Source organism: Rhabdochromatium marinum, from assembly GCF_016583795.1.
Lineage (GTDB): Bacteria > Pseudomonadota > Gammaproteobacteria > Chromatiales > Chromatiaceae > Rhabdochromatium > Rhabdochromatium marinum.
In genome coordinates this window covers 1-14,157 of record NZ_NRRS01000041.1, presented here as the reverse complement: position 1 = coordinate 14,157, position 14,157 = coordinate 1, and the positions used below count along the sequence as shown (strand labels likewise).

General features: G+C 59.0%; 17 protein-coding genes. 12 read left to right on the top strand and 5 right to left on the bottom strand.

The genetic code is table 11. From position 1 onward, the window contains the following. The first annotated feature begins 2 nt into the window (after positions 1-2). Positions 3-467: a rhodanese-like domain-containing protein gene (locus CKO36_RS12030; RefSeq protein ID WP_200284307.1), complete on the top strand. Its 465-nt coding sequence runs from the start codon at positions 3-5 to the stop codon at positions 465-467. 33 nt (positions 468-500) lie between these two features. Here CKO36_RS12030 and CKO36_RS12025 read toward each other — a convergent pair whose 3' ends face one another. From CKO36_RS12025 to CKO36_RS12015, 3 genes are all read right to left on the bottom strand, one after another. After that, the gene (locus CKO36_RS12025; protein WP_200284306.1) at positions 501-1,424 is read right to left on the bottom strand and encodes an SDR family oxidoreductase; all 924 of its coding nucleotides are present in this window, start codon (positions 1,422-1,424) and stop codon (positions 501-503) included. A gap of 20 nt (positions 1,425-1,444) precedes the next feature. Beyond that, positions 1,445-1,837, bottom strand: a complete 393-nt coding sequence (locus CKO36_RS12020; RefSeq protein WP_200284305.1) for a Fis family transcriptional regulator — start codon at positions 1,835-1,837, stop codon at positions 1,445-1,447. Positions 1,838-2,013: 176 nt separating this feature from the next. Further along, entirely contained in the window at positions 2,014-3,807 is a 1,794-nt protein-coding gene (locus tag CKO36_RS12015; protein ID WP_200284304.1) for a coiled-coil domain-containing protein, read from the bottom strand. Between the two features lie 255 nt (positions 3,808-4,062). Here CKO36_RS12015 and CKO36_RS12010 point away from each other — a divergent pair, with 255 nt between their 5' ends. The 10 genes from CKO36_RS12010 (at position 4,063) to CKO36_RS11965 (ending at position 13,050) form a co-directional block, all read left to right on the top strand. Then, entirely contained in the window at positions 4,063-4,461 is a 399-nt protein-coding gene (locus tag CKO36_RS12010) for a C40 family peptidase (protein ID WP_338053472.1), read from the top strand. A gap of 134 nt (positions 4,462-4,595) precedes the next feature. Continuing rightward, entirely contained in the window at positions 4,596-4,952 is a 357-nt protein-coding gene (locus CKO36_RS12005) for a high-potential iron-sulfur protein (RefSeq protein ID WP_200284303.1), read from the top strand. Between the two features lie 218 nt (positions 4,953-5,170). After that, positions 5,171-5,962 (top strand): hypothetical protein, encoded by a 792-nt coding sequence (locus CKO36_RS12000; protein WP_200284302.1) that lies wholly within the window; start codon positions 5,171-5,173, stop codon positions 5,960-5,962. A gap of 101 nt (positions 5,963-6,063) precedes the next feature. Then, complete coding sequence (locus CKO36_RS11995; protein ID WP_200284301.1) at positions 6,064-6,711, top strand: SAM-dependent methyltransferase; 648 nt, start codon at positions 6,064-6,066, stop codon at positions 6,709-6,711. Positions 6,712-6,794: 83 nt separating this feature from the next. Next, positions 6,795-8,732: an ATP-dependent zinc metalloprotease FtsH gene (gene ftsH, locus CKO36_RS11990; protein ID WP_200284319.1), complete on the top strand. Its 1,938-nt coding sequence runs from the start codon at positions 6,795-6,797 to the stop codon at positions 8,730-8,732. Positions 8,733-8,736: 4 nt separating this feature from the next. Next, positions 8,737-9,624 (top strand): dihydropteroate synthase, encoded by an 888-nt coding sequence (gene folP, locus CKO36_RS11985; protein ID WP_476705512.1) that lies wholly within the window; start codon positions 8,737-8,739, stop codon positions 9,622-9,624. Then, positions 9,582-10,931, top strand: a complete 1,350-nt coding sequence (gene glmM / locus CKO36_RS11980; protein ID WP_200284299.1) for a phosphoglucosamine mutase — start codon at positions 9,582-9,584, stop codon at positions 10,929-10,931. Before folP ends, glmM begins: the two co-directional genes overlap by 43 nt. Then, on the top strand, positions 10,928-12,298 hold the full coding sequence (locus CKO36_RS11975) for a sodium-dependent transporter (RefSeq protein ID WP_200284298.1): 1,371 nt from the start codon (positions 10,928-10,930) through the stop codon (positions 12,296-12,298). Before glmM ends, CKO36_RS11975 begins: the two co-directional genes overlap by 4 nt. Before the next feature lies 1 nt (position 12,299). Further along, the gene (locus CKO36_RS11970) at positions 12,300-12,734 is read left to right on the top strand and encodes an SRPBCC family protein (RefSeq protein WP_200284297.1); all 435 of its coding nucleotides are present in this window, start codon (positions 12,300-12,302) and stop codon (positions 12,732-12,734) included. After that, positions 12,724-13,050 carry an RnfH family protein gene (locus CKO36_RS11965; protein WP_200284296.1) on the top strand — a complete coding sequence of 109 codons (327 nt, stop codon included), beginning with the start codon at positions 12,724-12,726 and terminating at the stop codon, positions 13,048-13,050. The genes CKO36_RS11970 and CKO36_RS11965 overlap by 11 nt, the downstream gene beginning before the upstream one ends. 7 nt (positions 13,051-13,057) lie before the next feature. Here CKO36_RS11965 and CKO36_RS11960 read toward each other — a convergent pair whose 3' ends face one another. Both CKO36_RS11960 and CKO36_RS20135 read right to left on the bottom strand, forming a co-directional pair. Next, positions 13,058-13,504 (bottom strand): outer membrane protein assembly factor BamE, encoded by a 447-nt coding sequence (locus CKO36_RS11960; protein WP_242469565.1) that lies wholly within the window; start codon positions 13,502-13,504, stop codon positions 13,058-13,060. Between the two features lie 231 nt (positions 13,505-13,735). Then, positions 13,736-13,870, bottom strand: coding sequence for a hypothetical protein (locus tag CKO36_RS20135; RefSeq protein ID WP_275957851.1), 135 nt, complete (start codon positions 13,868-13,870; stop codon positions 13,736-13,738). 70 nt (positions 13,871-13,940) lie between these two features. Here CKO36_RS20135 and CKO36_RS11955 point away from each other — a divergent pair. Next, positions 13,941-14,157 (top strand): RRXRR domain-containing protein (locus CKO36_RS11955; protein ID WP_200284294.1); only part of this gene is annotated, 217 nt, incomplete at its 3' end.

The following is a 14,157-nucleotide window of genomic DNA, read 5'->3' as shown; positions in this document are numbered from 1 at the left end:
TCATGAAGAATTTTATTGAACTTATACGCAACTGCATGACCGATGTGCGCGAGATCATGCCCTGGGATCTCGAAGAGCGCTTGCAGGAAAATCCGGAGCTGTTGATTCTCGATGTGCGCGAGCCTGAGGAATACAACGCCATGCACATTGTTGGTTCCATCAATGTGCCACGCGGCATTCTGGAGTCGGCCTGCGAATGGAACTATGAGGAAACCGTGCCGGAACTGGTGCAAGCGCGTGATCGCGAGCTGGTGGTCGTGTGCCGCTCAGGCTATCGCAGCGTGCTGGCCTCGCATTCAATGCAGGTGCTGGGTTACACCAATGTGGTGTCGCTGAAAACCGGACTGCGTGGCTGGAAAGACTACGAGCAGCCGCTGGTCAATGGTTCCGGGCAGGATGTCGATCTCGATGATGCGGATGTGTATTTTACCCCGAACTTACGCCCGGATCAGTTGCAGCCGGAGTAAGGTCTTCCGGCCTGTGCAGAGGCTGAGTTTGAATCAGCGATTGTGCAAATAGGCCAGCGCGGCGGCGTTAAAGGGCGCCGCTGTCAGCCCCAGCTGGGCAAATCCATCCGTGGCGCAACAATTGCCCGCCACCAGCATGCTGAGCTGATCCCGGGTGACCGGAAACCACTGAAAACGCTCCAACAGAGCCGCGACCGGGGCGATAAAGAGCACCGGTGCCGGCAGCATGGTTTTCTTTTGGCCGCTCGCGGCTGCGATGGTGGTGAGAATCTCTTTCCAACTGACCGCCTCGGGGCCGCATAAGGCATAGGTTTGCCCCTGGCTGTCATCGCGCGTCAGTGCGGTGGCAAAGGCGGCCGCGACATCTTCCACCCGCACCGGACCCAGTTGAAACTGCCCGGCCTGCGTTGGCAGCAGTCCTTGATAAAACAGGGGTGCGGGGATGGGGCTGTCGATCAGCTCGGCTTTTAGCTGGCTGCAGAATTCCATACGGCCCTTGGGATCGCCAAAGATGACCGAGGGGCGGAAGATGCTCCAGGTGAGGCCCGAGGCTTTGAGTGCGGCCTCGGCCTGTAATTTGGTGCGCTGATAGGGCGTGGTGCCAGCGTCGATACCATTGGCGCTCATCAGCAGGAAGCGCGGCACTCCGCACGCCTGGGCGGCGGCAATGCTGCGTTCCACCCCCTGCAATTGCAGCAATTCAAAGGTAATCCCGGCAGCGCGGTTTTCGCGCAACAGGCCGACCAGATAGATCACCGCTTCCGTGCCTTTGATGCAGTTGTTTAGGCTGGCGGGATCTTCGAGCTGGCCTTCGACCAGAGTGCAGCGCGGATCCTGGGGTGCTTTGGCTGTGCTGCCCGGGCGCACCAGCAGGCGCAGGTGATGGCCATCGGCGAGCAGGCGCTCGACCACCGCTTGTCCGACAAAACCGGTTCCGCCAATCACACTGATCTGCATGGTTATCTCTCCCCCCTCGGTTAGGCCGCAGATTGGGTGGCGACAGCGCCGCTGCGGGGTGTCGCGAGTGGGTCTTTCAGCCGCTTAGGGGAGATGCTGTCTGAGGTGCGCGTCTTCAAGCGCAGACTGGTTTGGCGGAATTTCTTTTTGATGTCGCTAAAGGCGGCCGCAATGGCGTCTTCGGCGTTTTTGCGCGCAGCGCGGACGATGATTTGCTGGCGGTGGGCGACTGAGGTTCGCAGTTCACAGCGCACGCGATGGCCTTTAAGGGCGTCGAATTCTTCGCCAATGCGGGCGATGAGTGCGATCTGGTGACTGGGGAAGCGGGCCTGGAAGGCCTCAGCCTGGGAACGGATATGACGGCACAGATGGCTATCAAGGGCGAGCATGTCTCCTTGAATCTCTATACTCATTCAAAAACCTCGTGAAACAACTAACAACATAGGGAAGGGGATCAGTGGCGCCGCGCAGGGCTGGAAAGCGCCCGGCGCGGTTGGTGTTAACCTGGGAGTGTGCGGGCTGGGCGGCGATTATGCCCTGAAAAGTGTGGGTTTGCATCCATTCTTTTTAAGCCTGTGCGTACGCTGGTTCAATTTGACAACTGATGCACGCCAATATGATTCAGCGGCAGATGCCAGCCTTGGGCGTTGCAGGTGTCGATGAGAATGCGCTGGATGTCAGTGTGCAGCGTGGGCACCAGGGGGGCGGCAGCGCCGCTTAAATCGAGGTAAATCAAATACTCCAGAGTGGCTTCAGTGGCCTGGGCGAAACGAACCTGCAGCGACTGAAGGCTTGGCTGAGGGGTGGCTTGTTCGAGCACTTCAGCCAATCCTTGCTCCAAGGCAGCATGCATCTGCTCCGGCACCTCGGTGGTGGCGATGGCCTGATGCTGGCGGTCGATACCAAAACGGGTGCTGATGCGGAAGCCATCGGAGAGCTTGCGCGGGTTGAGCGCGACGAAGCGGTCGGTCAGATAGGTCACCTCAGCGCCGCCGGGTTCTCTGAGGATCACGCGACTGGGACTTTGATGCATCACGCGGCCCAAATGTCCGTCAGCCAGTTCGACCCAGTCGCCGGTTTGGGTCGGGAACCAGGGTTCAGCAGCGCCGACCGGGCGCGAAATATGCCCCACCAGATGTTTCACCGGCATTTGTTGGAGACCGCCGTCCAGCAGCGGATTGACCAGCCGGGCGGTAAAAGCCAGCGAATCGACGCGGTAGGGCAGGCCGTTGAACAGCAAATGTTCGCCTTCGCGCACCGGGCCGATATTGAGGATCAGGCGCACGGTTTCGAGCTGGCTGGGTAGGGTGTGGATGCTGGCCCAGCCGATGCCGATCAGGAAGATCAGAATAATGCCGAGCATGAACCAGTCACCAGCCAGGTTGAACACCAGCATCATAGCCACCAGACCGCCAAGCACACTGAACACATGCAGCAGTAGGGTGGTCAGGCGGGTGCTAAAGGCTTTTTCGGTGGCCTTGGGTGAGAAGCGCCGCACGGCGTTGGCCAGCCAGCGCACGCCGATGAAGACCAGCGCGAATGCGCTGATGGCCATGACCAGATTCAGGCCCCGGGTGCGTACAAAGCGCTTGGCATAGTCGGTGGTTTCCTCCAGCACCGACTCGCGTTCGGCCAGGCGCTTGTTGAGCTGTAGCTCCAGGGCCGCGTAACGGTTGTTGGTGTCGGTGGCGATACGTTGCCATTCATCGAGTCTGGTCTGCAACCGGGTGCGCAGCGCGGGGCTGGGTTGTTGTGCGAGCAGGGTGTTGAGTCGCGCGGCGGCCTCAGTGGCCAGGGTTTTGCGCTCCTCGACCTCGTTGATCTGCGCCCGCAGCTCGCCGATGGCGCGCGATTCCTTGGTGGCATTTTCAAGCTCGGCGATGATCGGCTTGAGCAGCTTGCTCAGCTCATTTTGCCAGTTGAAGGCTTGTGCTTCTTCGTCGATGAAGGGGCGCAGGTCGATATTGACGGCGAATTTCTCAAATTGGCGGCGCTGTTTTTCCAACTCGGACTTAAGTTCGCGCAGCTGCTCGGTGAGCTCCTGCTGGGTGACGCTGTCTTCGGCTGCGATCAGCTGCTGCTGAACCTGTCGCACCTGGTGCTCTTTGCTGCTCAGCGCGCGATCAAGCGCCTCCAGAGAGCGCAGTTCGCTGGACAGCGAGCTGGAGGGGGCGGTCAGCGGCGGCTCGACTGGCTCGACTTCGACTGGATCGACCGAAAGGGACTCGACTTCGGCGGTGGGTGCCGAGGGATTGTCTGCGTCGGTGACGGCAGCGGCAGCGGTTGGTTCCTGGGCGAGCGCTTGGGCTGTGAACGTCAGCGCACATGCAAAAAGCAATACCGGGCGCCGACTGCAACTGATGATATTGAGCATTGGCGTCATAGGAAATCTTGAGAATACGCTATACTTCATTAGGTTCAAGCAGGAAATTTCGGTAAATAATACGGTTTTGATTTTAATGCTATGAATAGATTAACAGAAAATGCCGGAAATGAGCGACCTGATCCGCGCCTGCCGAGGAGGCGCCTGTTGCTGGTAATGATGATCACTCTGGCGTTGGTTGTCGAGATCAGTGGCTGTGCGAGCCATCGTCCGCGCGGATTCGCCGCTCAGCGCGAGGAGATTGTAACTGCAGCCGTGGCACAGATTGGCGTGCCCTATCGCTATGGCCAGTCGCAGCCGAGCACCGGGTTTGATTGCAGTGGATTGACACAATACGCTTATGCGGCAGCTGGGCTCAATATACCGCGTGTGTCGAGTGCGCAGCGGACCGCCGCGTATCCTATCGCCATGCAGGCGATCAAACCTGGGGATTTGGTGTTTTTTGCAACGGCTCCCGGACAACAGCATGTCGGAATTATGGTGGATGACGATCAATTTGTGCATGCCTCAACCTCGCGCGGCCGGGTGCGCCTCGCCTCGCTGAACAAGGCCTATTGGCAGAAACATCTCCTGGGTGCGGGCACCTTTGTGATACAGCCGCAGGTCGCGAATGTAACAAAACCAAATGGAAACTCGCCTTTTGGTGAACTTTGATGCAAAATGCCGGGTCGGAAAGAGGCGCATGGGCCGCTTTTCCGTCCGAGACGCCCGTCTCAATGAAGCCCATGAAACCATGTCGCGCATCGGCGCGGCCTGTCAGTTTTCGCTAGTTGTTTAGGAGACGACTTATGTCCGATAAGCCAATGAATCAAAGCCGTCGCGATGCCGTCAAGCTCGTCCTCGGTGGTTTGGCCACTGTTCCGCTGATGAACCTGGTTGGCATGGCCGCCGCCCAAGCCGAAGAGCTGCCGCACGTCGATCCGGCCACCGACCCGACCGCACAAGCGCTGAAGTACAGCCAGGATGCGGCTCAGTCGGTGCGCGAGCAGGAAGCACGTCCGGGTCTGCCGGCTAACGAGCAGCATTGCGCCAACTGTCAGTTCGTACTGGCGGATTCGGGTGAGTGGCGTCCTTGCAGCCTGTTCCCCGGCAAAGCCATCAATCAGAACGGCTGGTGCGCGTCCTGGACGCATAAGGCGGGTTAATCCTTATCCGGCATCGCCTGGCCATGGCACCCTGAGCCTTATCCGGTTTAGCGGTGTTTGGCCTCAAAGCGTGGGCGGCGTTTCAGGCTGCCCACGCTTCTATCCGTTGTGTTTTATTCCTCTGGGGTGGTAATTCCCCATGAGCGTTAGCATCAGTCAGGGATGGCTGTTTGCTTCCTGTCTTTGTTTCTTATGTTCTTCCTCCATAAAGCCTTCTGATGACGACTGCAACCAATGCGGCGGCTGCGGCCGACAAGCGGCATGTGCTGATGCGGGCCATGATCTGGGCCATTATTGGCGTGATTTATGCGCCACTCTATATTGCACTTGAGGCGTTGTTCCGGTTGGCGAGCCTGGGTGCCTGGTCTTTTGTTCCAGCAGCGGCGCTGGCCGGCGGGGCTGGAGCCATGCTGTATAGCGCCCGCCAGGTGGCCATTGCGGCGAGTTTGATCGGAGTTACCACTGGTTCCATTCTGTTACTGATCCCTGGAGTGGATCAAAAGCTCTGGCTGTCGGCCTTGGCTGGGCTGCTGGCTGGCCTTGCAGGCGGATTTGTCGCCCGATTTCCCCGTCTCTGTACTTCACATGTGCTGGCCAAGGCGCTGGCGGGCATTAGTACTGGTGCGCTGTGCGGTGCGGTTCTGGCGCTGGCGGAACCTGTCGTGCCTCTGGTGCAACTGGACGCGGCGGCGGTGGCCTTTTTGGTGTCCGTTAGTGGTGTGCTTTATAACACAATACTTCCGTTCTGGATCAAGATTTTTTTCCGTATTGATGATGTCCCAAGGCGCTGGAAGCAGGCTCCAGTGATTGGTATTGTTGCAATGCTAACCGCTGCAAGCGTGTGGATCGTTTATAAATCCATTAGTGGTAATGTGTCCGAGCCCATGGCTGTTGCACTGATGGGCGTGCCGGATCGCTTGCCCATGGCCCTGATGGCCGGTGCCCTCTCCGGCGCTATTACAGGCGCCTTGCTGGAAGTGTTTCGTTTTCCTTGGGCGCTTGATGTTTAAAATCCAATCGAAATGATGGTTGACACCATGACTGATCAGATCGCCGCATCAAAGGCTGACTGGCTGGTCGGTCGCGGCTGGAGCCGTGGCTAGAAGTAGCTGTGGCTAGAAGCAAAAGCAGTCAGCGCTGGCTTGAGCGTCAGCGGCGCGATCCCTACGTTAAACAGGCGCAGACGCAGGGGTATCGCTCGCGGGCGGCCTACAAGCTGCTTGAGGTGGATGCCAAGGATCGCCTGCTGCGCCCTGGACTCTGCGCCCTGGACTTGGGTGCGGCACCGGGAGGCTGGTCGCAGGTGCTCAGTGAGCGCCTGGGGGCCAAGGGGCGGGTGATGGCGCTGGATTTGCTGCCCATGGATGCTCTGCCGGGGGTAGAGGTCATTCAGGGTGACTTTACGCTGCAGGCAACCCTGGAGCTATTGGAGCAGGCACTTGACGGGAGATCAGTGGATCTTGTGCTTTCGGATATGGCCCCAAATGTTTCAGGGGTGCGTGCGGTGGATCAGCCGCGATCGATCCACCTGTGCGAGTTGGCACTGGACTTGTCGACCCGGGTGCTGCAATCTGGTGGTCATCTGATGATGAAAGCCTTCCATGGTGAAGGGTTCGATCAACTGGTGCGCGAGCTGCGTACCTGCTTTGATCGGGTGGTGAGCCGCAAGCCGGAGGCCTCGCGTTCCAATAGCCGTGAAATTTATCTGGTGGCCAAGGGCTTTCGCGAGGTCTGTCGCAATCGCGAGGCGGCACGCTGATCCAACTGGATCAGCATTTCGTGGTCCCGGAGTCTTTGAGCCTGGACTTTTTCTGTTAGGAGACTGCTCGTTCTGTGAGTGATATGGCAAAGAATCTGCTTTTATGGGTGGTCATCGCCATTGTGCTGATGTCCGTCTTTAACAATTTTACTTCGCCCCAGTCAACGCCACGAACGATGGCGTACTCGGATTTCCTTGAGCAGGTGCAGCAGGGGCAGGTCAAGGAAGTGGTGGTCAAGGGACGCACCATTGACGGCGAAAGCGTCGATGGGCATAAGTTCACCACCTATAGTCCGGGCGATGACGGTCTGGTTGGCGATCTGTTGAACAACAATGTCGAGATCAAGGCCTCGCCACCGGAGAAGCAGTCGCTGTTGATGCAGATTCTCATCAACTGGTTCCCGCTGTTCATTCTGATCGGGCTGTGGATTTTCTTTATGCGCCAGATGCAGGGCGGTGGCGCCGGCGGGCGCGGAGCCATGTCCTTTGGCAAGAGCAAGGCGCGCATGCTGAGCGAGGATCAGGTCAAAGTGACCTTCGCCGACATGGCTGGTGCCGATGAGGCCAAAGATGAAGTGGTCGAGGTGGTTGATTTCCTCAAAGACCCGGCCAAGTTCCAGAAGCTCGGTGGCAAAATCCCCAAGGGCGTGCTCATGGTGGGTCCGCCCGGTACCGGTAAGACGCTGCTGGCACGCGCGATCGCTGGTGAGGCCAAGGTGCCCTTCTTTACCATCTCCGGCTCAGACTTTGTCGAGATGTTCGTCGGTGTCGGGGCCTCGCGGGTGCGCGATATGTTCGAGCAGGCCAAGAAGCACGCGCCCTGCATTATCTTTATTGATGAAATCGACGCTGTTGGTCGCCATCGCGGTGCCGGTCTGGGTGGCGGGCATGACGAGCGTGAGCAGACGCTGAATCAGCTGCTGGTCGAAATGGACGGCTTTGAAGGCACTGAGGGCATTATTGTCATCGCAGCCACCAACCGGCCCGATGTGCTGGATCCGGCACTGCTGCGCCCCGGTCGCTTTGACCGCCAGGTGGTGGTACCTCTGCCCGATGTCCGCGGGCGCGAGCAAATCCTCAAGGTGCACATGCGCAAGGTGCCCACCGCCGAGGATGTCAAGGCATCCATCATTGCACGCGGAACGCCGGGCTTTTCCGGCGCCGATCTGGCCAATCTGGTCAATGAGGCGGCTCTGTTTGCTGCGCGCTCCAACAAGCGCCTGGTGGATATGCAGGATCTGGAAAAGGCCAAGGACAAGATCATGATGGGCACCGAGCGGCGCTCCATGGTGATGTCCGATGATGAGAAAAAGCTCACCGCCTATCACGAATCCGGCCATGCCATTGTCGGTCGCCTGGTGCCGCAGCATGATCCGGTGCACAAGGTCAGTATCATTCCGCGCGGTCGAGCGCTGGGTGTGACGCTGTTTTTGCCCGAGGATGATCGCTTCAGCTACAGCAAGCAGCGTCTGGAAAGCCAAATCTCCAGCCTGTTTGGCGGCCGCATTGCTGAGGAACTGATTTTCGGTGCTGATATGGTCACCACCGGAGCCTCCAATGACATTCAGCGTGCCACCGAACTCGCGCGCAATATGGTGACCAAGTGGGGGCTGTCGGCCAAACTGGGTCCGCTGTCCTATGGTGAGGATGAGCAGGAAGTCTTTCTGGGCCATTCAGTGACGCAGCACAAATCCGTGTCGGATGAGACCTCGCATCTGATTGATGAGGAAGTGCGCAATTTCATTGACCGCAATTATGAGCGGGCCAATCAGTTGCTGACCGAGAACATGGAAAAGTTGCATGCCATGGCGGCTGCGTTGATTAAGTTCGAGACCATCGATCTCGATCAGATCAACGACATCATGGAAGGGCGTGATCCCCGTCCGCCGAAGGATTGGGACAATGATACCCAGCAGCCTCCGGGTGGCTCGGCTGAGGCTCCGGTCACGTCAAGTGATGCAGACAAGCCGCTCAGTGGTATCGGTCCCATCGGCGATCCAGCCGGCGAGCATCGAGCCTGAGCTCTTGCGCCTCGACTGCGCGGGCCGCAGCCTTGACCTGACTCAGCCTCAAGTGATGGGCGTGCTGAATGTCACGCCCGATTCCTTCTCTGATGGTGGTTGCTTTGTGGATCTCGACCTGGCCTGTGACCATGCGCTGAGCATGGCGCAGGCGGGGGCGGCGATCATTGATGTCGGTGGTGAGTCCAGCCGGCCGGGCGCAGCGCCTGTCAGCACCGACGCGCAGCTGGAGCGGGTGATTCCGGTCATTGAGCGTATTGCCCCGGCTGTCACGGCGGTGATCTCCATCGATACCGCCGATCCCATTGTGATGCGCGCAGCGGTGGCCGCCGGTGCCGGTCTGGTCAATGATATTCGTGCCCTGAGCGCACCGGGTGCGCTGGCAGCCGTCGCTGAGCTGAAGGTGCCTGCCGTGCTGATGCACATGCGCGGTGAGCCTGAAACCATGCAGCAAAACCCGGAATATACCGACGTGGTCGGGGAAGTGAGCGGCTTTCTGCGCGCGCGTCTGAGGGCGGCAGCGGAGGCCGGGATCGCGCCCGAGCACCTGCTGATTGACCCTGGATTTGGTTTTGGCAAGCGTCTGGAGCATAATTTGCAGCTTTTGGATGGGCTGTCTTCCATTGTGGCATTAGGGGTGCCGGTACTGGTCGGCTTTTCGCGCAAATCCATGCTGGGTGCTCTGACCGGGGCCGAGGTGACGGAACGCATGCCAGCCGGTGTGGCAGCGGCGGTGATGGCGGTCGAGCGCGGTGCTGCCATTGTGCGCACCCATGATGTCGCACCCACCGTGCAAGCGTTAACACTGGTGCAGGCGGTACGCGCAGGCAGCAAAGTTGAGTCAAACAGATGCGCAAGTATTTCGGAACCGATGGGATTCGCGGTCGGGTAGGGGATCCGGGGGTAAGCCCGGATTTTGTTCTGAAACTCGGCTGGGCGGCCGGGCGGGTGCTGGCGCGCCATGGGAATGGCCGTAAGGTACTGATTGGTAAGGATACCAGAATCTCCGGCTATATGTTCGAATCGGCGCTGGAAGCCGGGCTGGTGGCGGCTGGGCTGGATATTCGCCTGCTCGGGCCCATGCCAACGCCGGGGGTCGCCTATCTCACTCGCACGCTGCGCGCTGTGGCGGGCATTGTGATCACTGCTTCGCACAATCCTTACGAAGATAACGGCATTAAGTTTTTCTCCGGTTCCGGCGACAAGTTGCCCGATGCACTGGAGCGGGCGATTGAAGAAGAACTCGAACGTCCGCTGGAGGCTGTGGCGGCCAGCCAGCTCGGCAAGGCCAAGCGGGTTGAGGATGCCAGCGGGCGCTATATTGAATTCTGCAAGAGCACAGTTCCGGCCGGACTGTCGCTCAAAGGGCTGCGAATTGTTGTCGATTGCGCCCATGGTGCCACCTATAATATCGCGCCCTTTGTGTTTGAAGAACTGGGCGCCGAAACCATTACCATCGGTGTCGAACCGGATGGTTTCAATATCAATCGCGCGGTGGGATCCCTGCATCCTGAAACCCTGCAAGAAGCGGTCAGGAGCCACCAGGCCGATCTTGGCATTGCCTTTGACGGGGACGGGGATCGGGTGCTGATGATGGATGCCCAGGGGCGCTTGATTGATGGAGATGTGCTGCTGTATCTGATTGCCAAGGACCGCCAGCAGGCCGGTTGCCTCAGCGGCCCCGTGGTCGGTACCCTGATGAGCAATCTGGCCTTGGAGCAGGCGCTGCAACAACTCGATATCGACTTTGTGCGCGTCAAGGTGGGGGATCGCTACATCATGGAGCGACTCAAGGCCGATGCGGGTCTGCTCGGTGGTGAGCCATCCGGTCACATCATCTGTCGGGATCGCACCTCCACCGGCGATGGCATCATCGCGGCTCTGCAAGTGCTGGCCGCGCTGGCGGGCTGGGAGCAAACCCTGGCCGAAGCGGCCAGCGCGGTGATGCATTACCCGCAGGAATTGATTAACCTGCGCCTGGAGAGCCCCGTCGATGTGCTGAGTCTCCCCGGTGTGCAGCGCGGCGTACAGGCAGCGGAGGAGCGCCTGGCCGGGCAGGGGCGGGTGCTGTTGCGGCCCTCTGGCACTGAGCCGGTGGTGCGGGTAATGGTCGAAGGGCGTGATCGCGCGCAGGTCAAGGCTCTGGCCGAGGAACTCGCTGAGTGCGTGCGTGTGGAAGTGGAGCGACTCATCCGATGACAATGTCAACCAGCATCCATGGCATGTGGTCCTCGCGCTTTGCGTTCATTCTCGCCGCGAGCGGTTCGGCGGTTGGGCTTGGCAATATTTGGCGTTTTCCTTACACTGCCGGTGAATATGGTGGCGGTGCCTTTGTGCTGGTGTACCTGTTGTGCGTGGCAGCGATCGGAATTCCCATCATGATGGCCGAGGTCATGCTTGGGCGGCGCGGGCGGCAAAGTCCCATCAATACCATGCGCACCCTGGCCCAGGCGCAGCAGTCGCCAGTGTTCTGGCAGCTGGTAGGCTGGCTGGGGATCCTGTCCGGTTTCCTGATCCTGTCCTTCTATAGCGTGGTGGGGGGCTGGACCCTAGCCTATACATTGTACTCGGGCCTGGGGAGCTTTTCCGGCATTGATGCCGAAGGCTCAGCCCAGGTATTTTCCGCTTTGACCAATAATCCCTGGCAGCTGCTGTTGTGGCACAGCGTTTTTATGGTCATGATCGCCGGGGTGGTGGCGCGTGGTGTGGCCAGTGGTCTGGAGCAGGCGGTGCGCTTCCTGATGCCGGCGCTCTTTGTACTGCTGCTGGCCATGGTCGCCTATGCAGCGACCGAGCCCCGTGCCTTTGTTCAGGGGTTGGACTATATGTTTCGCCCTGATTTCGCTGAATTCCAGGGCCGCGCCGGTGAGGCCATCCTCAGCGCCATGGGGCAGGCGTTTTTTAGCCTGAGTTTGGGGATGGGGGCCATCATGATGTATGGCTCCTACCTCAGCAGTCAGGCGTCCATCACGCAAAATGTCGTGATTATTGCCGGCATGGATACCCTGGTGGCCTTGTTGTCGGGATTGGCCATCTTTCCCATCGTGCTGGCGACAGGGCTGGAACCGGGTAGCGGTCCGGGGCTGATTTTCCAGACCCTGCCGATTGCATTTGGCCAGATGCCCGGCGGGCAGTTGTTTGCCGTGGTGTTTTTTGTGCTCTTGCTGGTAGCGGCCTGGACCTCGGCGATTTCCCTGCTGGAGCCGCTGACGGCCTGGCTGGTGGAAAACCGCGATTGGTCGCGACCGGTGGCGGCCATCACCGGTGCGGTACTGATTTGGCTGTTGGGCATTGCCTGCCTGCTGTCGCTGAATGTCTGGTCAGATGTTACCCTGTTTGGCAAGGGCTTTTTTGATCTGTTCGATTATCTGACCTCCAATGTGCTCTTGCCCGTGGGTGGCGTGCTGATCGCCATTTTCTCCGGCTGGGTGCTGAGTCGGCATATTTCGGTTGCAGAACTCATCGGTCGCGACACCCTGGGCTACCGAATCTGGCGGTTCCTGATCCGCTATATTTCGCCGTTGTGTGTGACTATCGTTTTCCTGAATGCCATTGGGTTGATTTAAGGTGCCTGTCGTTAAGAAAAGTGCATTAGTGCGGCATTCAGCCGCAGATATGTTTCAACTGGTTGCTGATGTGGAAGGCTATCCACGGTTTCTGCCCTGGTGCCATGCCACTCAGCTGCTGTCACGGACCGAGAATGAAATCTGTGGGCGCATTGAAGTGGCGCGGCTGGGGATTCATCAGGCCTTCTCCACCTGTAACCGCATCGATCCGCCGCATCGGATGGATATCGACCTGAAAGACGGTCCTTTTCGTAAGTTGACCGGCGGTTGGGTTTTCACTCCCTTGCGGGAGGACGCCTGCAAGGTGGAGCTGGAACTCGATTTTGAGTTTTCCGGGCGCATGATTGATCGTGCCTTTGGGGCGGTGTTTGGCCCCATTGCCAGCTCGCTGGTCGATGCCTTCTGTAAACGTGCTGACGAGGTGTATGGTGATTGAGAATTCAAGTCCCAATCAGGATGCGACCATTGAGGTCGAGGTGGTCTATGCCCGGCAGGCGGCGCAGACGCTGTTGAAGGTCAAGGGTGCGCCTGGACTCACGGCAGCCGAGGCTATTGAACGCTCCGGTATTCTGCATTTGCGCCCAGAGCTTGATTTGGCTACCAACAAGCTCGGCGTCTTTGGCAAGCTCATTAAGGCTGAGCAGGCACTGGCCGATGGCGACCGCGTGGAGATTTACACTCCATTGATTGCTGATCCTAAGCAGGCCAAGAAAAAGCAGGCGGCCAACCGGGCCGCACCTGCGGCCGCTTAGGCATTGCTCAGTCTTTGGTTTTGACGCCCACGGCATTGAGCGTTTTGTTGATTAGGCCGCGATTATCCTGCCAGTCTGGCACCTCGACGACAATTTCGCGCTCGTCTTCAAGCGCGGCGAGTCGGTCGGGGTTGGGTTCAAAGTCGCCCAGAATGCGCACCAGCTGATCGTCTTCAAACCAAAGCGTCAGCTTGCGCACTTCAATCGGGCGGTGGCCGCGCTTGATGGTATAAGGATAGTCCCAGCGATCCGTATGGAAGATGTCGCTCAGTAACGGAGTGCCGAGCAGATAGCGCACCTGTGCCTGGGTCATACCAAGCTCCAGGCGATCCACCATGTCCTCGGTGACCAGGTTGCCCTGCTGGACGGTCATTTTATAGACAAAGGGCAGGTTGGACAGTTTGGCACCCTTGTCGGTCTCCGGTTTATTGCGCTTACCTGCGCAGCCGCCCAAACTGGTTGCTAGGAACCCGCTCAGGGCCAGGGTTGTTATAATGATGAGAAGCCTTCGCATTAATCTGCCATTTCGCGCGCTGCTGTTGCAAAGGCTAGATGATACCCCAGAGACGCGGCGCGCAACATTCTTGAGGTACGTTCGACCGGTGTCAACTACCCCGCCCTGAAGGGCGGAGCTTGTGAAGACAAGCTGGGTTGACCAGGGAAAGCGGTATCCAATCCGCTCCGTTTACAACAGGTCGTTAAGACTCACCGGCGGATGCTTCCTCAGTCCGCCGCTCTGAAAGGTCAGGATCATGCGGGTGAAAGGCAAAGCGCCGAAGGTTTTGATCGCCGCCGCGAGGTGGGAGCCGGTTGTCGACATTCCCGAGGGGAGTAACGCCGTAAGGCGTCTGTCACCAGGCCCGTAAGGGCGTTGATTATATGAGAACACCATGGCCGTGTTTGTATTGGACAAAAAAAAGCACCCCCTGATGCCCTGCTCAGAGAAGCGGGCGCGGTTGCTATTGGAACGCAGGCGCGCGGTGGTGGTGCGGCTGCATCCCTTTAGCATCCGCCTGAAAGACCGCATCGGCGGTGACACCCAACCGCTGTGTTTTCAGCTCGACCCCGGGAGCCAAACCACAGGCATTGCCCTGGTGCGCGAAGACC

Bases quoted from the DNA above. Each gene is read 5' to 3' on its own strand.
- CKO36_RS12030 (WP_200284307.1), top strand. From the start codon at position 3: ATGAAGAATTTTATTGAACTTATACGCAACTGCATGACCGATGTGCGC.
- CKO36_RS12025 (WP_200284306.1), bottom strand. From the start codon at position 1,424: ATGCAGATCAGTGTGATTGGCGGAACCGGTTTTGTCGGACAAGCGGTG.
- CKO36_RS12020 (WP_200284305.1), bottom strand. From the start codon at position 1,837: ATGAGTATAGAGATTCAAGGAGACATGCTCGCCCTTGATAGCCATCTG.
- CKO36_RS12015 (WP_200284304.1), bottom strand. From the start codon at position 3,807: ATGACGCCAATGCTCAATATCATCAGTTGCAGTCGGCGCCCGGTATTG.
- CKO36_RS12005 (WP_200284303.1), top strand. From the start codon at position 4,596: ATGTCCGATAAGCCAATGAATCAAAGCCGTCGCGATGCCGTCAAGCTC.
- CKO36_RS12000 (WP_200284302.1), top strand. From the start codon at position 5,171: ATGACGACTGCAACCAATGCGGCGGCTGCGGCCGACAAGCGGCATGTG.
- ftsH (WP_200284319.1), top strand. From the start codon at position 6,795: ATGGCAAAGAATCTGCTTTTATGGGTGGTCATCGCCATTGTGCTGATG.
- glmM (WP_200284299.1), top strand. From the start codon at position 9,582: ATGCGCAAGTATTTCGGAACCGATGGGATTCGCGGTCGGGTAGGGGAT.
- CKO36_RS11975 (WP_200284298.1), top strand. From the start codon at position 10,928: ATGACAATGTCAACCAGCATCCATGGCATGTGGTCCTCGCGCTTTGCG.
- CKO36_RS11965 (WP_200284296.1), top strand. From the start codon at position 12,724: ATGGTGATTGAGAATTCAAGTCCCAATCAGGATGCGACCATTGAGGTC.
- CKO36_RS20135 (WP_275957851.1), bottom strand. From the start codon at position 13,870: ATGTCGACAACCGGCTCCCACCTCGCGGCGGCGATCAAAACCTTCGGC.